This window comes from Pseudomonas sp. LJDD11, assembly GCF_024584215.1.
Taxonomy (GTDB): domain Bacteria; phylum Pseudomonadota; class Gammaproteobacteria; order Pseudomonadales; family Pseudomonadaceae; genus Aquipseudomonas.
Genome location: NZ_JANJFL010000011.1, coordinates 1 through 20,103, shown reverse-complemented (window position 1 = coordinate 20,103; position 20,103 = coordinate 1). Strand labels below are relative to the sequence as shown.

The following is a 20,103-nucleotide window of genomic DNA, read 5'->3' as shown; positions in this document are numbered from 1 at the left end:
TGTCAGGCCACAGGCGCAGGTGGCGGCTCATCCGGCACGGTTGGCACACCGGGTTCCTGGGGCTGATCGGGCTGCGGCGTGTCGGGGGTCGGCTGGCCTGGAATCCCGCCGCCCACCATATTCAGATGCTCGTCGGCCAACAGCGACCAGGCCAGCAGGCCGATTTCGTTAAGCGGAGCAGCGTCTTGTCCAATGGGTTTTGAGTCAATCTTCATAGGCACTCCTGAGCGTCTGGTCACCCGCCTCAAAGGCGGGCAGAAACAGCTTGCTCAGTAGAGTGCCAAACAGGCTTTAAATTCCATGAAACAATCATGAAACCTTGCCCTGGACAAGCAGTCAGCGGCCACTCAGGTACGTGGCAGGGTCACGCCGCGCTGGCCTTGATACTTGCCGCCACGGTCCTTGTACGACACTTCGCACTCTTCATCGGACTCCAGAAACAGCATCTGCGCCACGCCTTCGTTAGCGTAGATCTTGGCCGGCAGCGTGGTGGTGTTGGAGAACTCCAGGGTCACGTGGCCTTCCCACTCGGGCTCGAGCGGGGTGACGTTGACGATGATGCCGCAGCGTGCGTAGGTGCTCTTGCCCAGGCAAATGGTCAGCACATTGCGCGGAATGCGGAAGTACTCGACGGTGCGGGCCAGGGCGAAGGAGTTTGGAGGAATGATGCAGACGTCGCTCTTGACGTCGACGAAGCTCTTCTCATCGAAGTTTTTCGGATCAACGGTCGCCGAGTTGATGTTGGTGAACACCTTGAATTCATCGGCGCAACGCACATCGTAACCATAGCTTGACACACCGAAGGAGATCAGCCGGTCGGCGCCCTCACCGCGCATCTGGCGCTCGACGAAAGGCTCGATCATGCCGTGCTCTTGCGCCATGCGGCGAATCCACTTGTCCGATTTGATGCTCATGGCGGTGTCCTGAAATAGCAAGGTGAAAAATATGCGGGCATCTTACCGGTCCACGCCGTCTCGTACAAAGGCCAAAAGGCTGCCGGACCCTGTGCAGGGCCACGGCGGGCAGCCATTGTTTGGCAATACAAATAATCCTCAGATGCCCATTGGCGTTTGCAGGAAAAAGGGTTAAGGTGGCGCCACTGTGTTGCTTGTGTCACTGAGAATCTCTACACGATGTTGAATATCACCATCACCATGAATTTCCAGCTCTTTGCACTCAGTCTCGGCCAGGGTGTTTCCTGAGTCGCAGTTAACTTTGTCCAAGGAGATGTATCATGTCCAATCGCCAAACCGGTACCGTTAAGTGGTTCAACGATGAGAAAGGCTTCGGCTTCATCACTCCACAATCCGGTGACGACCTGTTCGTACACTTCAAAGCTATCCAGATCGATGGCTTCAAAACCCTGAAAGAAGGCCAGCAAGTTACTTTCGTCGCTACCCGCGGCCAGAAAGGCATGCAGGCTGAAGAAGTGCAAATCGCTTAATTTGCGCTGACTCGCTTCAAAAAACCCCGCCCACAAAGCGGGGTTTTTTTATGCCCGGAATTTACCGTGGTGCTTGCCGCCACGCGGAACCCCGTAGGAGCGGCCGGGCGGCGATCCGCTTCAGCCGCGAATTCCCTTCGCTGCTAAAGCAGCTCCTACGGCCGCCATCGGTTGCAAGGATGTGATCAGTCGTCGCTGACCGAGATCGTTGGCATCGCCGGGCTGGCCGCTTCCTGCAGCACAATCCGCGCGCCCACCTGGCGGGCCAGCTCCTGATAAATCATCGCAATCTGGCTCTCAGGCTCAGCGATGGCAGTGGGTTTGCCGCCATCGGCCTGTTCGCGGATCAGCATCGACAGTGGCAATGAGGCCAGCAGATCGACGTTGTAATGACTGGCCAGTTTCTCGCCGCCACCCTCACCGAACAGATGCTCGGCATGCCCGCAGTTCGAGCAGATATGCACAGCCATGTTCTCGACCACGCCCAACACCGGGATGTTGACCTTGCGAAACATCTCCACGCCCTTCTTCGCATCCAGAAGCGCCAGATCCTGCGGGGTGGTGACGATCACCGAGCCGGCCACCGGCACCTTCTGCGCCAGGGTCAGCTGGATATCACCGGTACCCGGCGGCATGTCGATGACCAGATAATCCAGGTCGTTCCAGGCGGTCTGGGTCACCAGTTGCAGCAAAGCGCCGGAGACCATCGGCCCGCGCCAGACCATCGGTGTGTTGTCGTCCGTGAGAAACGCCATCGACATCACTTCAACGCCATGCGCCTCAATGGGCACGAACCACTTCTGGTCCTTGACCTTCGGCCGGGTGCCTTCAGGGATGCCAAACATGATGCCCTGGCTGGGGCCGTAGATATCCGCATCGAGAATGCCGACCCGCGCGCCTTCACGGGCCAGTGCCAGGGCCAGATTGGCGGCGGTGGTCGATTTGCCGACCCCGCCTTTGCCAGAGGCCACAGCGATGATGTTTTTCACGTTGGCCAGGCCAGGCACTTGGCTCTGGGCCTTGTGTGGCTGAATGTTTGTGGTGACGCTGACGCTGGCCGAACTCACTCCGTCCAGGCCTTCGATAGCGGTTTGCAGAATCTGCGCCCAGCCCTTGCTGAACAGCCCGGCGGCATAGCCCAGCTCCAACTGCACGCTGACCCGGCCGCCGTCGATGTCGATGGCCCGCACGCAACCGGCGCTGACCGGGTCCTGGTTGAGATAAGGGTCGGTGTACTGGCGAAGAATAGTCTCCACCGCTGCGCGGCTCACTGCGCTCATGGACTGGCTCCGAATAGAAACTTGAGTAAAACAGGCGGCTATCCTACCCGTTATGACGGGCGGTGCCATGTTTTCGCCGCAACATCGCAGGATGAAAAAAAAACCGCGGGCCTTTATAGTGGCCGATCCGTGTATGACTTAAGTAGCCGAGCCCCATGTCCGAGCCCCGCAAGATTCTCGTAACCAGCGCCCTGCCCTATGCCAATGGTTCCATCCACCTTGGCCACATGCTTGAGTACATCCAGACCGACATGTGGGTGCGTTTCCAGAAGCACCGCGGCAACCACTGCACCTACGTCTGCGCGGACGACGCTCACGGCTCGGCCATCATGCTGCGCGCGGAAAAGGAAGGCATCACCCCGGAACAGCTGATCGACAACGTCAAGGCTGAACACAGCACCGATTTCGCCGATTTTCTGGTCGACTTCGACAATTTCCACTCCACGCACTGCGAAGAGAACCGTGAGCTGTCGAGCCTGATCTACACCCGCCTGCGCGATGCTGGTCATATTGCCACCCGTTCGGTGACCCAATATTTCGACCCCGACAAGAAGATGTTCCTCGCCGACCGCTTCATCAAGGGCACCTGTCCGAAATGCAGCGCTGAAGACCAATACGGCGACAACTGCGAAAAATGCGGCGCGACCTACGAGCCGACCGAGCTGAAAGACCCGAAATCGGCGATTTCCGGTGCCACGCCGGTGCTCAAGGACTCCAAGCACTTCTTCTTTGACCTGCCGGCCTTCCAGGACATGCTCCAGGCCTGGACCCGCAGCGGCACCCTGCAAGACGCAGTAGCCAACAAACTGGCCGAATGGCTCGACAGCGGCCTGCAGCAATGGGACATCTCCCGTGACGCACCGTACTTCGGCTTCGAAATCCCTGACGAGCCGGGCAAGTACTTCTATGTCTGGCTGGATGCGCCCATCGGTTACATGGCCAGCTTCAAGAACCTCTGCGCACGCCGCCCGGAGCTGGACTTCGACGCGTACTGGAACAAGGACTCGACCACCGAGCTGTATCACTTCATCGGCAAGGACATCGTCAACTTCCACGCGCTGTTCTGGCCGGCCATGCTCGAAGGCGCCGGCCTGCGCAAGCCAACCGGCATCAACGTGCACGGCTACCTGACCGTCAACGGCCAGAAGATGTCCAAGTCGCGTGGCACCTTCATCAAGGCCCGCACCTATCTGGACCACCTGTCGCCGGAATACCTGCGCTACTACTACGCAGCCAAACTGGGCCGCGGGGTCGACGACCTGGACCTGAACCTCGAAGACTTCGTGCAAAAGGTCAACTCTGACCTGATCGGCAAGGTGGTCAACATCGCCAGCCGCTGCGCCGGGTTCATTCACAAGGGCAACGCTGGCGTACTGGTCGACAGCAACATCGCGCCAGAACTGACCGCTGCGTTCCAGGCTGCCGCGCCGAGCATCGCCGAGGCCTATGAGGCCCGCGACTTCTCCCGCGCCATGCGCGAGACCATGGCCCTGGCCGACCGCGCCAACGCCTTTATTGCTGACAAGGCACCTTGGTCGCTGGCCAAGCAGGAAGGCAAGCAGGACGAGGTGCAGGCCATTTGCGCACTGGGCATCAACCTGTTCCGTCAGTTGATCATCTTCCTCAAGCCGGTGCTGCCGAAACTGGCCGCCGATGCCGAGCAGTTCCTCAATGTGGCACCGCTGACCTGGAACGACCACCAGACCCTGCTGGCCAACCATCAACTCAATCCGTTCAACGCGCTGATGACCCGTATCGACCCGGCCAGGGTCGAGGCAATGGTCAGCGCATCGAAAGAAGACCTGGCGGCCAGCACCGAGCCTGCGGCCCCGCAAGGCAACGGCGAACTGACCAAGGACCCGCTGTCGCCCGAGATCGAGTTCGACGCCTTTGCTGCCGTGGACCTGCGGGTGGCGCTGATCGTCAAGGCCGAGCACGTCGAGGGTGCCGACAAGCTGCTGCGCCTGACTCTGGATATCGGTGATCAGCAGCGTAACGTGTTCTCCGGAATCAAGAGCGCCTACCCGGACCCGAGCAAGCTTGAAGGTCGCCTGACCATGATGATCGCCAACCTCAAGCCGCGCAAAATGCGCTTTGGCGTTTCCGAAGGCATGGTGATGGCAGCCGGTCCTGGCGGTGAAGAGATCTACCTGCTCAGCCCGGACAGCGGCGCCAAGCCAGGTCAGCGCATCAAGTGACACTCGGCAAAGCCCGATAACTGCGCATGCAGCTATCGGGCGTCAGGGTGCCTTTAAAAACGTAGGCAAAGCAGTCAGAGCAAGGCAAAAACAGGCAAGCAAGCGCAATTTACGGGTTGTAAATGAGCATTGCGTGCCTGTCTTTTTAACGCAGCGATGACAACGCAGGTAGTTTTTAGAGGTGCCCTTTTGCCTGCCTGGTGCCCTGTTCAACGAGTAACCGCAACATGAGCCTGATTCAACGCATTGATGCCTTGCTGCCCCAGACCCAGTGCGGCAAGTGTGGCCATCCCGGCTGCCTGCCTTATGCACAAGGTATTGCCAGCGGCGAAGCCATCAACAAGTGCCCACCCGGCGGCACTGAAACCATTGCCAGCCTGGCACAACTGCTGCGCATCCCGGCCTTGCCTCTGGACACTGAACGTGGTGCGGCACCGGCCCAGGTGGCCTTTATCCGTGAAGCCGAATGCATCGGTTGCACCAAGTGCATCCAGGCCTGCCCGGTGGACGCTATCGTGGGTGCAGCGAAAATGATGCACACCGTGCTGGTTGACGAATGCACCGGCTGCGATCTGTGCGTAGCGCCTTGCCCGGTCGATTGCATTGACCTGCTGCCGCTGCCATCGGCCAATGTAGTGCCCATCGTCGGAGATCTCGCGCATGACGCTGCACAATTGCAGGCCCGCGACCGCAAGCGTAATCACGCCCGTCAGCGCTATGAACAACGCACGGCACGCTTGCGCCGCGAGCAAGAACAACGTCAGGCACGCAGCCACAAGCCTCAGCCAGCGCCTGGCAGGGCAGTCGAAAGGCAAATACCGACGCCGCGCAACAATCAGCCCCAGAACGACCAGGCCCTGAAGCAGGCCAGGATCACCCTGAACTTGAGCCGGGCCCAATTGAACAGGTCTCTCAAAGCCTTTGGTCATCCGCCGATCCGTGAGCAGGCCATGCGCTTGCTGCAGATGCAGCATGAAGTCCAGGCAGCCGAGCAGGCCGTAGCAGCGCTTGAGCAAGCCCCCGCGCCCTCTCCCGCCGCCGTGCAGCCGGCCAGCAAGCCCGCCGGCGACCTCAAGCGTGCCAAGATCCAGCTGGCCATGGCCCGTGCAGCCTTGAGCAAGGCCCAGGCAAACAATGAGCCGGCATCACAGCTGGCCAGGCTCAGTGTTCAATTACACAATGCCGAACAGGCCGTCCAGGCCGCAGAACAGCCATAAGGGCTCATAGAAGCCCGATCAGGAAACCGACCATGAACGCCGCCAAACGCCAGGAGATCTTCCGCAGGCTCCACGAAGACAATCCTGACCCGAAAACCGAACTGGCCTACACCACCCCTTTCGAGCTGCTGATTGCCGTGATTCTCTCCGCGCAGGCGACCGATGTCAGCGTCAACAAAGCCACCGCGCGTCTGTACCCGGTAGCCAACACACCGCAGGCGATCTACGCGCTGGGCGTGGAAGGGCTGTCGGAGTACATCAAGACCATCGGCTTGTATAACAGCAAGGCGAAAAATGTCATCGAGACCTGCCGCCTGCTGGTCGAGCAGCACAACGGTGAAGTGCCACAGACCCGCGAAGCCCTCGAAGCGCTTCCGGGAGTGGGACGCAAGACCGCGAATGTGGTGCTCAATACCGCGTTTCGGCAGATCGCCATGGCGGTGGACACGCACATTTTCCGGGTCAGTAACCGTACCGGGCTGGCGCCCGGCAAGAACGTGGTCGATGTTGAGAAACAGCTACTTAAGTTCGTCCCGAAAAATTACCTGATGGATGCGCACCACTGGCTGATCCTGCATGGCCGGTATGTCTGTGTCGCCCGCAAGCCACGCTGCGGCAGTTGCCGGATCGAAGACCTGTGCGATTTCAAGGAAAAAACCTCCGACGATTGAGTAATAGCTTCAACTACCGCCAGGCGATTGAAAAAATCTTTTTTACCAAGGCACGGAATGGCGATATAAGAGGCGCCAACAGGGTGGCTCTAAAAACGTAAACGCCCAGCCCGCAGGCAGTTTTTAGAGGTGCCTGATCGCCAAGCCTGGAGTCAACTTGCATGAGCACCGGCAAAGAGCAACTGGATGTAGACGTAGTAGAAGACGAATTCGCCAACGAATCAGATGATGCCGAAACCCGGACTGCCGAACCCGCAAAGACCAATCTGAGCAAACGCCGCACAATCGACAACTTGCTCGAAGAGCGGCGCCTGAAACGGGAACTGGCCGACTACGACTTCGATCTCTGACCGGAACTGCCGTATCCCAAGCCTCTCTGATGAGAGGCTGAGTATTGTTGCCAACCGGATCACGCCAACCCGTTACGCTGCGCCAGCTCGATGAGATCGACCAGCGAATGCGCATTGAGCTTGAGCAGCAGGCGCGTTTTGTAGGTGCTGACTGTCTTGTTGCTGAGAAACATGCTGTCGGCGATTTCCTTGTTGGTCTTGCCCCGGGCCAACTGCTGCAACACCATCATTTCCCGCCCGGACAAGCGATCCACCATATCCGCCTCACTGGCATTGCCCATGCTGGAGCGCACCGTGTGCAGAGCCTGGTTGGGGAAGTAGCTATAGCCAGACAATACGGCCTTGATCGCGCTAAGCAATTCAGTGAGGTCCTGCTGTTTGCAGACATAGCCCGCCGCACCGGCCTGCATGCAACGCATTGAAAAATGCCCCGGCGATTGTGAGGTCAGGATCAGCACCTTGAACGGCAGCGCCATGGCCGACAACCGGGCAATCACCTCAAGACCGTCGAGCTTGGGAATGCCGATGTCGAGGATCACGATATCCGGCAGGTGCTCACGCGCCAGTTGCAAGGCATCTACTCCGTTGTCGGTTTCGGCGACAACCTCGTAACCATGGCGCTCCATCAGCATCCGTACAGCCAGGCGAATGACAGGATGATCATCCACGATCAGCACTTTATTCATGGTGCAGTCCAATTTTTGCTATTCGAATTTTCGGAGCCAGCACAATAGCCTAGTCGTTTAGTAGTTTGCATGGCGCACGCCCCATAAGACCAACACCCAAAGACCATTCCCACCCTTAGAAGAGAACTTTCCTACAAATCTTGCCATAAGCAGCTGGATTTTAACTTCTATCACAAGCCTTCTCCTTCGCAATCCGATGCACTGACCAACCTCTCCATGCCCCATAAAAAACCATGTTGAAGGGCCGCCCATCATCGGCTTGCGAGCCTTAACTTTTCCTGTCGAGACACGTGAATCAAACAAGACACGCTTGCAAACCGCATGTGTTTACACACCTTCACGCGATTACTTTGCTGGTTTCAGGTTTTGTACGAAAACTGCGGCATTCGGCCATGCTGCGTAAAATCCGGACCGTTGCCAACAGCCACCAATTAGCCACTAACTGCACCGTGCCATCCATGGCCAGGCAACACCAGCGCCGGGCCATTTGCCAGCGCCTCGTTTAAAACTACACGTAACCGAATGCCTTTTTCATACACATATCTATTTCAGGAGCACGACTACACAATATTCAGAAATACCTTACAAAATTTCGCTCGACTCTTTATGAATTTCTTGTCACTCCATACAGACCAAACGCCTCAAAGCCCGCCCCGGCGGCACCGCCAACGACGATGAGCTAACAGCATGTGCTTATCGGAATCCACCCTTAAACAGCTAAAGGGGAAATAACCTACAGCACGAACAGACGCTGCCTGGGCGCTCGTAAGACCAATACCACAGCCTCAAGCGCACAGTTCTGGAGTACAACTTTTTTACTTGCAATTCCTATTGTCAATCGTTACTTTTTTGACAAAGCACCCCTGCTTACAGCACATAAACCGTTCATTAAGACAAACAACTAACACAACCGTCTTCAATGAAAGTTATGAAACCGTGCCCACCCGACAACGTGCCTGTCAGTAGGGAATAAATGACGCACGCCGCATGGCCGCGCAGCAACAGTAAGTTTGACCTGCTGACTCTTTTTGAATGGCCATGTGTATAACCATGTTCAAAAGGAATAGATCATGAACAGCAAACCCGTACCCGCTTTGTGCCTCCCCCTGTCACCCCTGGACCTGGCCGCTGCCGTTGAGGACTTCGTGGCCCAAGGGGGGGTTATCGCCATCATCCCCCAAGGAGAAACAGCCGAACCGGTTGAAACGGTTACGCCTGAAAATCTGACCGTCACAGCGCCGGAAAAACTGGAACTGCTCAGGCTGCTGGCGGCCAAAGGTGCCGGTGTTTCATCCTTGCAGTATTCGCTTAAGATGAACAGGAAGGATATTCGTCAGTTAGCACAACAACATGACATCAAGATCAACTTCAGCCGCCCCATACAGGCGCAGCGTAATGGGCCAGACACGCCACTTCGCGACATTGATGATGTAACGGCCGGACATGCCATGCACTATTCAAGCCTGGGCTACAGCACAGCCGAAATCGCCAGAATCCTCGGGCTAAGCGTGCGCGAGGTTCTCGACATCGGTAAAGCCTATCGCTTTGAATTCAGCAACCATCAGGTTTGACCCGCGATCGCCAACAATCGGCCCTGCCGTTCAGGAGTCAAATAATGTTCCTTTTTAATCGCATCATGAACCCTATTAGTGTCATCGCACTGTTCGCCGCGCTGTCAGAAGCCTCGGCGGCCACGGTATTGCCCTATCTGGACACTGACAGCCGCCAGGTTTATATCTGGTTTCTGATTGTTTTCCCCACCACCCTGGTGGTGATGTTTTTCCTGACCTTGAATTTCAATGCCAGGGTATTGTATGCCCCCTGCAAATGCTTTTATCAGGAAGACACCCAAACCTGAAAAATAGCCAGACTTTAACACGCAGTAAAAACGGGACAGCGGAGGTAGGAAAGTTCAACAAACAGAGTCAGATTCCCTATACACGAGGGTAAGCCATTTAAAAAAACCAGTGGCCATAACGGATAAGCGCAACACAGCTCATTCATGCTGAAACGCCATCTGATGTTGATTATTAAAAACCCGCTATTATTATTAAAATCTTTTGCGGGCGCCCTTATTTGAGAGGCTTCATGCGCACACAACCCATAGACACCGAACCTGTTTTCGCCCCCCTCATAGAGATGGAACGATCATGTCTAAACTCAAAGAATTTCGTGAACTGGAACATGCCCTGAAGTTGCAACAGGAAAAACTCGACATGCTGGCGCATGACGAGCGGCTCGGACGAGAACTTGAGTTCGAGAAAAAACTGATGTCATTGCTCAAGCGTTACCAGCTCGACCTCCGGGGCCTGCAGGATTTTATCCGCCCGGTCGAGCCGTCATCCGCACGGCTACTGCGCCAGAAGAGGACCTCCAAAAACGCAGCAAGGGCACCCAAGGGCACCCCTGTTGCCGTGCAGACAGCTTAAAACCAGGGTCTGCAGCCCCGGACAGGGGTGCAGACGACCGGTCAGAAGAACTTGCGGTTCTTGTTGGCTGCAATGCGCATACGCAGTGCATTGAGCTTGATAAAGCCCGCCGCGTCAGCCTGGTTGTAAGCACCGCCATCCTCTTCGAAGGTGGCGATGTTGGCGTCGAACAGCGAATCGTCCGACTTGCGACCCGTCACGATCACGTTGCCCTTGTAAAGCTTCAGGCGCACGACGCCATTCACGTGAACCTGGGAAGCATCGATCATCTGTTGCAGCATCAGACGCTCAGGGCTCCACCAGTAGCCGGTGTAGATCAGGCTGGCGTACTTCGGCATCAGCTCGTCTTTGAGGTGCGCCACTTCACGGTCCAGGGTGATGGACTCGATGGCACGGTGGGCACGCAGCATGATGGTGCCGCCCGGAGTTTCATAGCAGCCGCGGGACTTCATGCCCACGTAGCGGTTTTCCACGATGTCCAGACGACCGATGCCGTTCTCGCCGCCGATGCGGTTCAGTTCGGCCAGAACCTGGGCTGGCGTCAGCTCCTTGCCGTCGATGGCAACGATGTCACCGCCACGGTAGGTCAGCTCGATGTAGGTCGGGGTGTCCGGGGCCGACTCTGGCGACTTGGTCCAGCGCCACATGTCTTCTTCATGCTCGGTCCAGGTGTCTTCCAGCACGCCGCCTTCATAGGAAATGTGCAGCAGGTTGGCGTCCATCGAGTACGGCGACTTCTTCTTGCCGTGACGCTCGATCGGGATCGCGTGCTTTTCGGCGTAGTCCATCAGTTTCTCGCGCGACAGCAGGTCCCACTCGCGCCATGGAGCAATCACCTTGACGCCTGGCTTGAGTGCGTAGGCACCCAGCTCGAAACGTACCTGGTCGTTGCCTTTGCCAGTCGCGCCGTGGGAGATGGCGTCAGCGCCAGTCTCGTTGGCGATCTCGATCAGGCGCTTGGCGATCAGTGGACGAGCGATGGAAGTACCCAGCAGGTACTCGCCTTCGTAGACAGTGTTGGCACGGAACATCGGGTAGACGAAATCGCGCACGAACTCTTCGCGCAGGTCGTCGATGTAGATCTCTTTAACGCCCATGGCCTGCGCTTTGGCGCGAGCCGGCTCGACCTCTTCGCCCTGGCCCAGGTCAGCGGTGAAGGTCACCACTTCGCAGTTGTAAGTATCTTGCAGCCACTTCAGGATCACCGAAGTGTCCAGGCCACCGGAATACGCCAGTACGACCTTGTTTACGTCCGCCATGCCATCACTCCACCGGGTTGTACGGAAAACCGTTGATTCTACCGTTCAAACCCGCAGATTTACAGTGGCGCGACAGCTTGTGATTGCCTGGCGACAGACGTAGCACCCAGAACTGTCCGGCCTGATGCCCGCCTGAAAGCCCCTTTGGCTCAACACTGTTCGATCATACCGGTGGGAGTCAGCTTGCTGGCAAAGACGGCGGCATATTCGCAGCAGATGCTGTGACGTTACCGGCCTCTTCGCGAGCAAGCTCGCTCCCAACGGCTGTATACCCGCTCGTGCGGGGCAAGGGCTGCGATCAGGACGTTTTGGCAGCAGCCGGGGTCTTGGCGGTTGGCGCGGCAGACGCCGCTGGTGCAGCCGGCGCCGCTTCCGCAGGCGTGGCAGGTGCCGGGCGTTCGGTCGGGGCAACCCGCTCCAGCTGCACATTGACCCGCCGGTTACGGGCGCGATTGGCGTTGTTGGTGTTGGCCGCCAGCGGATAACGCTCGCCATGAAAACGCAGGGTGATCTGTTCTTCCGGCACACCATTGGCCTTCAGGTAGTCCATCACCGCCAGCGCCCGGCGCCGCGACAGGTCGCGGTTGGTCAGGCGATTGCCACTGTTGTCGGAGTGCCCGTCCAGTTCAACGTGGTTCACGGTCGGGTCGGCCTTCATGTAGGCCAGCATGTTGTCCAGGCGCGCCTTGGCCTTGGCGTCGAGCTCGATCCCGCCACCCGGAAAGCCGACCTCGGTCTGTTTGATCTGTTCGAAGTTCATCGGCAACAGCTTGGCCGTGCACGCCTGATACTCGCCAAAGGCTTCACGAAACCTTGCGGGCAACAGGCGCACTTCCATATTGCCGCCGCCATCTCGGGCATAGTGACGAATCACCGGGCTGCGGCCTTCGAGCAAGCCGTTGATCAGCCTGCCAGCCTGAGCCTGCGAAGAATTGAACGGGAATTCGCCGTTACCGACCCGCACTGCGCCCAGGTTGATATCACCACGACCGGGTTGCCATGGCGCAGCGGCGGCCAGCAGTGTGGCTGACCCGGTGCCCATCATGTTGTAGGAAGCTTTCAGACGAAAGGTCGCCTGCTCACCGGCCTTGCGCACGAACTCACCCGCACCGAAGTCGGTGATCGGCTGGCTCAGTCGACACTCGAACTGATCGCCCTCAACCTTCCATTCAATGCTTTCCAGGCGCGTCTGGAAATTGACCGCCATCGCGGGAAGACTGGCGAACAGGCTGAGCAAGGCTAGATATTGGCGCACGGGAGGCTCCACCTAAAAATGACGCTAAAACAGAAAATGCCTACTTGAGGGCTATCGGTAACTTCCTACAAAACTTGATAGCGAGTGCCTGAGACTGTCTTTTCCGGTAGCATTCCCGCGAGTTCGAACCGCCTGGAATCCCCCATGTCCGACCGCCTGACCCTATTGCGTCCCGACGACTGGCACATTCACCTCCGTGACGGAGCTGTTTTGCCTCATACCGTCGCTGACGCCGCGCGCACGTTTGCCCGCGCGATCATCATGCCTAACCTGGTGCCGCCCGTACGCAATGCGCAGCAGGCCGATGCCTACCGCCAGCGGATTCTCGCAGCGCGCCCCGAGGGCAGCCGTTTCGAACCGCTGATGGTGCTGTACCTCACCGACCACACCACCGCTGACGATATCCGCGCCGCCAAAGCCAGTGGCTTCGTCCACGCGGCCAAGCTGTACCCGGCCGGCGCAACCACCAACTCCGACTCCGGCGTCACCAGCCTGGACAAGATCTCTGGTGCCCTGGAGGCCATGGCTGAGGTGGGTCTGCTGCTGCTGGTACACGGTGAAGTGACGCGCAGCGAGATCGACGTGTTCGATCGCGAGAAGACCTTCATTGATGAACACCTGCGTAAGGTCGTCGAGCGCTATCCGACCCTTAAAGTGGTGTTCGAGCACATCACCACCGGCGACGCGGTGCAGTTCGTCAATGACGCCCCGGCCAACGTCGCGGCGACCATTACCGCCCATCACCTGCTGTATAACCGAAACCACATGCTGGTCGGCGGAATTCGTCCACATTTCTATTGCTTGCCGATCCTTAAACGCAACACCCATCAGGTGGCGTTGCTGGATGCCGCGACCAGTGGCAGTGGCAAGTTCTTCCTCGGCACTGACTCGGCGCCGCATGCCCAGCACGCCAAGGAAAATGCCTGTGGCTGCGCCGGCTGCTACACCGCCTATGCGGCCATCGAGATGTATGCCGAGGCGTTCGAGCAGCGCAATGCGCTGGACAAGCTCGAAGGCTTTGCCAGCCTGCATGGCCCGGCGTTTTACGGTCTGCCGGCCAACCAGGACACGATTACCCTGGTCCGTGAAGAATGGACCGCCCCGACCAGCCTGCCATTCGGTGAGCTGGCTGTCATCCCGCTGCGCGCCGGTGAAAAACTGCGCTGGCGCCTGCTGGAGAACGATGCGTGAGTGACGATCATTTCGACGACGATCTGGATGCTCCGACGGGGGGTGGTTCGCGCCACCCCATGGCCGCTCGTTTCCGTGGCTATCTGCCTGTAGTGGTCGATGTCGAAACCGGCGGTTTCAACGCCGCCACCGATGCCCTGCTGGAAATCGCCGCGACCACCATCGGTATGGACGAAAAAGGCTTCGTGTTCCCTGAGCACACCTATTTCTTCCGGGTCGAGCCTTTCGAGGGCGCCAACATCGAAGCCGCGGCCTTGGAGTTCACCGGGATCAAGCTGGACCACCCGCTGCGCATGGCCGTCAGTGAAGAAACCGCCCTGACCGACATCTTTCGTGGGGTGCGCAAAGCGCTCAAGGCCAATGGCTGCAAACGTGCGGTGCTGGTCGGCCACAACGCCAGCTTTGACCTGGGCTTTTTGAACGCCGCCGTGGCGCGCCTGGACATGAAGCGCAATCCGTTTCATCCGTTTTCCAGCTTCGACACCGCGACGCTGGCTGGCCTGGCTTACGGTCAAACGGTACTGGCCAAGGCTTGCCAGGCGGCCGGCATCGACTTCGATGGCCGTGAAGCCCACTCGGCACGCTACGACACGGAAAAGACCGCCGACCTGTTCTGCGGCATTGTGAACCGCTGGAAAGATATGGGCGGCTGGCACGACTACGACGACTGAAAAGTCGCAGCCAATGCGCCGTCACTGACGGCGCATTACCCCCATTGTATGACCCGCCTGTGACAACCCCGAACCACTTATCGGGGCATCTTGTTAAAAGCCAAAACAATTTTGACAAGCATTCTCATTACGATTAATCTGCCTCGCAACCAGCATCACACAGCGATGGTTCGAGCTTATGTACGTTTGTCTTTGCCTTGGCGTCACCGACGGCAAAATCCGCGATGCGATCTTCGAAGGCTGCTGCAGCTACCGCGATGTCCGTGAGACTCTCGGCGTTGGAACTCAATGTGGCAAGTGTGCATGCCTTGCCAAGCAAGTGGTCCGCGAAACGCTGACCGAAATCCAGAGCAGCCAGGCTGCACTGGCCTACCCCGCAGAATTTTCTGCCGCGTAATTAACGCCTTTTTATCAAACCGGACCCAGCGTCCGGTTTTTTTATGCCTGTAATTCAATTACTTAACGGCAAAATGCAGAACTCAAACATTCTTATTCAGATTTAAATTCACTTATTATTCAATAACTTAGGTTTGACAGCACACTGAGTGCGGATCAAACTCGCCGCCTATAGACATTAGCCTGCGGCAGGAAACCAAACATGAAAGGCGACATTACAGTCATTCAGCACCTCAACAAGATCCTCGGTAACGAGCTGGTCGCCATCAACCAATACTTCCTGCACGCCCGTATGTACGAAGATTGGGGCCTGAATAAACTCGGCAAACACGAGTACCGCGAATCGATCGACGAGATGAAACACGCTGACAAGATCATCAAGCGTATTTTGTTTCTCGAAGGCATCCCGAACCTGCAAGACCTGGGCAAAATCCTGATTGGCGAGCACACCAAGGAAATGCTTGAGTGCGACCTGAAGATCGAGAAAAAAGGCCTGGCCGATCTGAAAGCCGCCATCGCTCATTTCGAAACCGTCGGTGACTACGGCAGCCGTGAACTGCTCGAAGACATTCTGGAGTCGGAAGAAGAGCACATCGACTGGCTGGAAACCCAGCTGGGCCTGATCGACAAGATCGGTATCGAGAACTACCTGCAATCGCAGATGGGCGAAGAATAAGCCCTCAGGCTGTTCTGCCTGCCAGCAAAAAGCCCCGCCTGTATGACAGAGCGGGGCTTTTTTTGGCGCATTCAGCGAGGACGATCAGCCCTTGGCTTTCTCTGCGGCCTGCTTGATCAGGGTCTGCAGCTCGCCCTTTTCGAACATCTCGATGACGATGTCGCTGCCGCCGACCAGTTCACCGTCGACCCACAGTTGCGGGAAGGTCGGCCAGTTGGCGTACTTGGGCAGGTTGGCGCGGATTTCAGGATTCTGCAGGATGTCGACGTAGGCGAACTTCTCACCACACTGCATGACTGCCTGGGACGCTTTGGCCGAAAAGCCACATTGTGGCGCGTTCGGAGCGCCTTTCATGTAAAGCAGGATTGTGTTGTTGGCAATCTGCTCTTTGATCGTTTCAATGATATCCATGAAGCACCTCGGCTGAACTTTCCGACTCAGTTGTCGGCACGGTGGCACATTGTAACGGAAAGCCGAAGACAGCGCTCGGTCTTGAGGCGCTGCTGTGCGTTCAGCAAAATATTTTGAACAAGCGGGTGCAGTGCGGTGTAACGCAATCCTTGCCTGCCCGGCTGCCGTGCTTCACTGGCGAGTCGACTCAATTGCCGATCGGCGTGACCTTGCGTTGCATCTGGATTTCTGCAACGGTCTCGATCTGCTCCTGGGCGACAGGTACACCGGTCAGGTCGCCGATCAGGCGCCAGTGCTCGTCCAGGCCGGAACTGATGGTCGCCATGCGGTCGATCATGCGCCGCCCCGCCGCCCGGGTGACCTCGTCTTCACTGCGCAGCAGTTCAAAAGACATGGACGTCATGGAGGCTGTCAGATGCGTCAGGGTCCGGGCAGTCAGGCCCAGAAGCTCCGTTAGTTGACGTTCCTTTGAGTTCATCCGAAAAACCCTCGTGTAATCTGTCTGCTTTTATAACTCAGGGCCGACACTAAAGATACGAGCCATCTTAGCACCGCGTGAAGCACATCGCATTCACGGTGATGACATATAGCCACCTACGTTTTTGGCGACTCCGGTTGCGACAGGCAAGCGCCTGCTTTTGTTGCGGATATTGCAAAACACCAAGAGCCCGGTGTACAACTGATCTCTTTGCCCCCCAACAAAATGGACGGAACTGATTTCTCCCTCGGTCAACGCCTTCCCATGACCCCGACGGGCCACAGATCAAGCCAAAATACACTCAAACCCTTATAAATCAACGGCGCCGTTGCGATGCTGCGACATTTTTTTATACCATCGCGCCTTCCCTATTTCGTCGCTCAATGCGGCTTTCGCTGTAGATCTCGTCCGTTTTCCCGATAAAAAACCGGTTTGGACAGCTACGGTCTGTTGCAAAAAAGGTAGTCAATAATGAACGCCAGGCACTTTCTCTCGATGATGGATTACACCCCAGACGAACTGCTGGGCTTGATCCGTCGTGGCGTAGAGCTCAAAGACCTGCGAAATCGCGGCGTGCTTTTCGAACCCTTGAAGAACCGGGTGCTGGGGATGATTTTCGAGAAATCCTCGACACGTACCCGTCTTTCCTTCGAGGCCGGCATGATCCAGCTGGGTGGCCAGGCCATCTTTCTGTCTCATCGCGACACCCAACTGGGCCGCGGCGAGCCTATTTCTGACAGCGCCAAGGTCATGTCGCGCATGCTCGACGCGGTCATGATCCGCACTTACGCCCACAGCAACCTGACCGAGTTTGCCGCCAACTCCCGCGTGCCGGTGATCAATGGTCTGTCCGATGATCTGCACCCGTGCCAGTTGCTCGCCGACATGCAGACCTATCTGGAACACCGCGGCTCGATCAAGGGCAAGACCGTGGCCTGGATCGGCGACGGCAACAACATGTGCAACAGCTATATAGAAGCGGCCATCCAGTTCGACTTCCAGCTGCGCGTCGCCTGCCCGTCGGGATACGAGCCAAACCCGGACTTCCTGGCACTGGCCGGTGACCGCGTCCAGGTGCTGCGCGATCCGAAAGAAGCCGTGGCCGGTGCGCATCTGGTAAGCACCGATGTCTGGACCTCGATGGGTCAAGAAGAGGAAACCGCACGCCGTCTGGCACTGTTTGCACCTTATCAGGTCACCCGTGAGCTGCTCGACCTGGCGGCCCCGGACGTGCTGTTCATGCATTGCCTGCCGGCGCACCGTGGCGAGGAAATCAGCGCCGACGTGCTCGACGACCCCCGCGCCGTGGCCTGGGACCAGGCAGAGAACCGCCTGCACGCGCAGAAGGCCTTGCTGGAGTTTCTGGTCGCACCGTCGTTCAAGCCATGAGCCAGCCACTGCTGCTGAACCTGCGCAATCTGGCCTGCGGCTATCAGAATCAACGTGTGGTGCAGGACCTGGACCTGCACCTGAACGTTGGCGATATCGGTTGCCTGCTGGGCTCTTCGGGTTGCGGCAAGACCACCACATTGCGTGCGATAGCCGGCTTCGAGCCGGTCCATGCCGGCGAAATCAGCCTGGGCGGTGATGTGATTTCCCGACCCGGCTTTACCCTCGCACCAGAGAAACGCCGGATCGGCATGGTGTTTCAGGACTACGCCCTGTTTCCGCACCTGACCGTTGCGCAAAACATCGGCTTCGGCATCAACAAGCACCCGCGGCTGAATCAGGTCATCGACGAACTGCTCGAACTGGTCAACCTCGGCTCACTCGGCAAGCGCTACCCTCACGAGCTGTCCGGCGGCCAGCAACAACGCGTGGCGCTGGCCCGCGCCCTGGCCCCCGAGCCTCAGTTGCTGCTGCTCGATGAGCCGTTTTCCAACCTGGATGTAGAGCTGCGTCGGCGCCTGAGCCACGAAGTGCGCGATATCCTCAAGACACGCGGCACCAGTGCGATTCTGGTCACCCACGACCAGGAAGAAGCCTTCGCCGTAAGCGATCATATCGGCGTTTTCAAGGAAGGCCGTCTGGAGCAGTGGGACACTCCGTACAACCTCTACCACGAACCCAGCACGCCTTATGTGGCAAGTTTCATTGGCCAGGGCTACTTCATTCGCGGCCAATTGCTCGATCATGAGTCGATCAGTACCGAACTGGGCATTCTACGCGGCAACCGTGCCTATCCCGGCGTCTCGGGCAGCGCGGTAGAGGTTCTGCTACGCCCCGACGATATCGTCCATGCGCCTGATGGTGCGCTGAAAGCAAAGGTCACTGGCCGCACCTTCCAGGGAGCCTCGACCCTCTATAGCCTGCAACTGGCCACCGGCACCCAGCTCGAAGCGCTGTTTCCCAGCCACATCGACTACAACACGGGCGCTGAGGTGGGCATTCGTGTGGCCGCCGACCACCTGGTGGCGTTCCCGGCTGCTGGCTCCGTCGCCACCCACGCCATCACCCCGTAGGAGCGGCTTCAGCCGCGAAGGATCCCGGCTGAAAGAGCGACCCTGGTCGCGAAGGCGGCGTGAAACCCACCGCTAATGTGCTGGTTTTACCGGCCCTTTCGCGAGCAAGCTCGCTCTCACACAAGCAGCAGCGCTTACCAAGCTGGCGCGAAAAGCCCCTTCCTTCAGGTGGGGGAAAGCGCCACCGCGAAGCGGTCATAGGGGTTAAGATCCATAAAACCGCCCTATCCTGTGTTTCATGACTGAAATGAAAGCGACCAAAACCCTCAAGGTTCGAGTGCGGGACAAGCATGCAGCGCAGCTGCGTGAAGCTTCTCGTGCTGTGAATTTTGTGTGGAACTACGTAAACGAGTTGAGCCGTCGCTCGATTCGTGAGCGCGGTCGTTTTCTGTCAGCGTTCGACATTCACAAGTACACCAACGGGGCCAGCAAAGACCTGGGGCTGCACAGCCAATCGGTGCAGGCTGTTGCCGACGAATATGTCACACGGCGCAAGCAGTTCAAAAAGCACCAGCTCCGCTGGCGCTGCTCGGGCGGCGCTCGGCGCAGCCTGGGCTGGGTGCCCCTCAAGGCCGGCGCTGCTGTCTGGAAAAACGGCCAGGTCGTCTTCAACAAACAGCACTTCAAGGTCTGGGACAGCTACGGCCTGGCGGGCTTTAAATTCAGGTCCGGTAGCTTCAACGAGGACACCCGTGGGCGCTGGTATTTCAACGTCGTGGTCGAGGTCGATCGCCAGTTATCGCCAGGCCAGGACGCGGTGGGTATCGACCTCGGACTGAAAACCACGGCCACCTGCAGCGACGGTCATCGCCTTGAAAGCGGCAGGTTCTACCGGGATCTGGAGAGCGCCCTGGGCACGGCCCAGCGCGCCGGCAAGAAGGCCCGTGTGCGGGCGATTCACGCCAAAATTGCGAACCGCCGCAAGGATTGCCTGCATAAGTTCAGCAACGCGCTGGTAGCGCGTTGTGGCGTCATTGTGGTGGGCGATGTGAACTCACTGAAACTCGCGAAAACCAGGATGGCCAAGTC

At 58.0% G+C, this 20,103-nt stretch carries 23 protein-coding genes; 15 read left to right on the top strand and 8 right to left on the bottom strand.

The genetic code is table 11. The features are described from left to right. Nucleotides 1–2 precede the first annotated feature (2 nt). On the bottom strand, nucleotides 3–215 hold the full coding sequence (locus NRB16_RS14345; RefSeq protein WP_045482365.1) for a hypothetical protein: 213 nt from the start codon (nucleotides 213–215) through the stop codon (nucleotides 3–5). 132 nt (nucleotides 216–347) lie between these two features. Further along, entirely contained in the window at nucleotides 348–914 is a 567-nt protein-coding gene (dcd, locus tag NRB16_RS14340) for a dCTP deaminase (protein WP_003184751.1), read from the bottom strand. 320 nt (nucleotides 915–1,234) lie between these two features. Between dcd and NRB16_RS14335 the strand changes: the two genes are divergently transcribed. Next, entirely contained in the window at nucleotides 1,235–1,444 is a 210-nt protein-coding gene (locus NRB16_RS14335) for a cold-shock protein (protein WP_045482367.1), read from the top strand. A 185-nt stretch (nucleotides 1,445–1,629) separates the two neighbouring features. Here NRB16_RS14335 and apbC read toward each other — a convergent pair whose 3' ends face one another. Continuing rightward, the gene (apbC, locus tag NRB16_RS14330; RefSeq protein WP_045482369.1) at nucleotides 1,630–2,724 is read right to left on the bottom strand and encodes an iron-sulfur cluster carrier protein ApbC; all 1,095 of its coding nucleotides are present in this window, start codon (nucleotides 2,722–2,724) and stop codon (nucleotides 1,630–1,632) included. A gap of 155 nt (nucleotides 2,725–2,879) precedes the next feature. Here apbC and metG point away from each other — a divergent pair, with 155 nt between their 5' ends. The 4 genes from metG (at nucleotide 2,880) to NRB16_RS14310 (ending at nucleotide 7,160) form a co-directional block, all read left to right on the top strand. Continuing rightward, nucleotides 2,880–4,922 (top strand): methionine--tRNA ligase, encoded by a 2,043-nt coding sequence (metG, locus tag NRB16_RS14325; RefSeq protein ID WP_253116876.1) that lies wholly within the window; start codon nucleotides 2,880–2,882, stop codon nucleotides 4,920–4,922. 227 nt (nucleotides 4,923–5,149) lie between these two features. After that, complete coding sequence (gene rsxB / locus NRB16_RS14320) at nucleotides 5,150–6,139, top strand: electron transport complex subunit RsxB (RefSeq protein ID WP_257106377.1); 990 nt, start codon at nucleotides 5,150–5,152, stop codon at nucleotides 6,137–6,139. 32 nt (nucleotides 6,140–6,171) lie between these two features. Next, nucleotides 6,172–6,810, top strand: a complete 639-nt coding sequence (gene nth / locus NRB16_RS14315; RefSeq protein ID WP_045482377.1) for an endonuclease III — start codon at nucleotides 6,172–6,174, stop codon at nucleotides 6,808–6,810. Between the two features lie 161 nt (nucleotides 6,811–6,971). Continuing rightward, nucleotides 6,972–7,160 (top strand): PA3496 family putative envelope integrity protein, encoded by a 189-nt coding sequence (locus NRB16_RS14310; protein ID WP_045482380.1) that lies wholly within the window; start codon nucleotides 6,972–6,974, stop codon nucleotides 7,158–7,160. Between the two features lie 59 nt (nucleotides 7,161–7,219). Here the strand turns inward: NRB16_RS14310 and NRB16_RS14305 are convergent, their stop codons facing one another. Beyond that, on the bottom strand, nucleotides 7,220–7,846 hold the full coding sequence (locus NRB16_RS14305; RefSeq protein ID WP_045482383.1) for a response regulator transcription factor: 627 nt from the start codon (nucleotides 7,844–7,846) through the stop codon (nucleotides 7,220–7,222). Nucleotides 7,847–8,916: 1,070 nt separating this feature from the next. Here NRB16_RS14305 and NRB16_RS14300 point away from each other — a divergent pair. The 3 genes from NRB16_RS14300 (at nucleotide 8,917) to NRB16_RS14290 (ending at nucleotide 10,275) form a co-directional block, all read left to right on the top strand. Next, nucleotides 8,917–9,417: a hypothetical protein gene (locus tag NRB16_RS14300; RefSeq protein WP_257106376.1), complete on the top strand. Its 501-nt coding sequence runs from the start codon at nucleotides 8,917–8,919 to the stop codon at nucleotides 9,415–9,417. Between the two features lie 44 nt (nucleotides 9,418–9,461). Further along, nucleotides 9,462–9,704: a hypothetical protein gene (locus NRB16_RS14295; protein WP_045482390.1), complete on the top strand. Its 243-nt coding sequence runs from the start codon at nucleotides 9,462–9,464 to the stop codon at nucleotides 9,702–9,704. Nucleotides 9,705–9,996: 292 nt separating this feature from the next. Next, a complete protein-coding gene (locus NRB16_RS14290; protein ID WP_052483339.1) occupies nucleotides 9,997–10,275 on the top strand; it encodes a hypothetical protein in 279 nt (92 codons plus the stop codon). A gap of 41 nt (nucleotides 10,276–10,316) precedes the next feature. Here the strand turns inward: NRB16_RS14290 and NRB16_RS14285 are convergent, their stop codons facing one another. Both NRB16_RS14285 and NRB16_RS14280 read right to left on the bottom strand, forming a co-directional pair. Continuing rightward, the gene (locus NRB16_RS14285; protein WP_045482393.1) at nucleotides 10,317–11,534 is read right to left on the bottom strand and encodes an argininosuccinate synthase; all 1,218 of its coding nucleotides are present in this window, start codon (nucleotides 11,532–11,534) and stop codon (nucleotides 10,317–10,319) included. A gap of 298 nt (nucleotides 11,535–11,832) precedes the next feature. Continuing rightward, a complete protein-coding gene (locus NRB16_RS14280; protein ID WP_045482396.1) occupies nucleotides 11,833–12,789 on the bottom strand; it encodes an OmpA family protein in 957 nt (318 codons plus the stop codon). A gap of 144 nt (nucleotides 12,790–12,933) precedes the next feature. On the opposite strand from NRB16_RS14280, the gene pyrC reads away from it, so the two are divergent. The 4 genes from pyrC (at nucleotide 12,934) to bfr (ending at nucleotide 15,723) form a co-directional block, all read left to right on the top strand. Next, a complete protein-coding gene (gene pyrC / locus NRB16_RS14275; protein ID WP_045482399.1) occupies nucleotides 12,934–13,980 on the top strand; it encodes a dihydroorotase in 1,047 nt (348 codons plus the stop codon). After that, complete coding sequence (gene rnt, locus NRB16_RS14270) at nucleotides 13,977–14,651, top strand: ribonuclease T (RefSeq protein WP_045482402.1); 675 nt, start codon at nucleotides 13,977–13,979, stop codon at nucleotides 14,649–14,651. The genes pyrC and rnt overlap by 4 nt, the downstream gene beginning before the upstream one ends. A 178-nt stretch (nucleotides 14,652–14,829) precedes the next feature. Further along, complete coding sequence (locus NRB16_RS14265) at nucleotides 14,830–15,048, top strand: bacterioferritin-associated ferredoxin (RefSeq protein ID WP_045482405.1); 219 nt, start codon at nucleotides 14,830–14,832, stop codon at nucleotides 15,046–15,048. A 201-nt stretch (nucleotides 15,049–15,249) separates the two neighbouring features. Then, a complete protein-coding gene (gene bfr / locus NRB16_RS14260; RefSeq protein WP_045482408.1) occupies nucleotides 15,250–15,723 on the top strand; it encodes a bacterioferritin in 474 nt (157 codons plus the stop codon). A gap of 84 nt (nucleotides 15,724–15,807) precedes the next feature. On the opposite strand, the gene grxD is transcribed toward bfr, so the two are convergent. Together grxD and NRB16_RS14250 are read right to left on the bottom strand one after the other, a co-directional pair. Continuing rightward, nucleotides 15,808–16,134 (bottom strand): Grx4 family monothiol glutaredoxin, encoded by a 327-nt coding sequence (grxD, locus tag NRB16_RS14255; RefSeq protein ID WP_253116886.1) that lies wholly within the window; start codon nucleotides 16,132–16,134, stop codon nucleotides 15,808–15,810. Between the two features lie 187 nt (nucleotides 16,135–16,321). Continuing rightward, nucleotides 16,322–16,612 (bottom strand): hypothetical protein, encoded by a 291-nt coding sequence (locus tag NRB16_RS14250; protein ID WP_045482415.1) that lies wholly within the window; start codon nucleotides 16,610–16,612, stop codon nucleotides 16,322–16,324. A 471-nt stretch (nucleotides 16,613–17,083) separates the two neighbouring features. Here NRB16_RS14250 and argF point away from each other — a divergent pair, with 471 nt between their 5' ends. The 3 genes from argF to NRB16_RS14235 form a co-directional block, all read left to right on the top strand. Continuing rightward, nucleotides 17,084–18,001, top strand: a complete 918-nt coding sequence (gene argF / locus NRB16_RS14245; protein WP_045482417.1) for an ornithine carbamoyltransferase — start codon at nucleotides 17,084–17,086, stop codon at nucleotides 17,999–18,001. Then, nucleotides 17,998–19,074 (top strand): ABC transporter ATP-binding protein, encoded by a 1,077-nt coding sequence (locus NRB16_RS14240; RefSeq protein WP_257106375.1) that lies wholly within the window; start codon nucleotides 17,998–18,000, stop codon nucleotides 19,072–19,074. The genes argF and NRB16_RS14240 overlap by 4 nt, the downstream gene beginning before the upstream one ends. A gap of 247 nt (nucleotides 19,075–19,321) precedes the next feature. Next, nucleotides 19,322–20,103, top strand: a 782-nt coding sequence (locus tag NRB16_RS14235; protein WP_257106374.1) for a transposase, incomplete at its 3' end; no start/stop codon positions are given.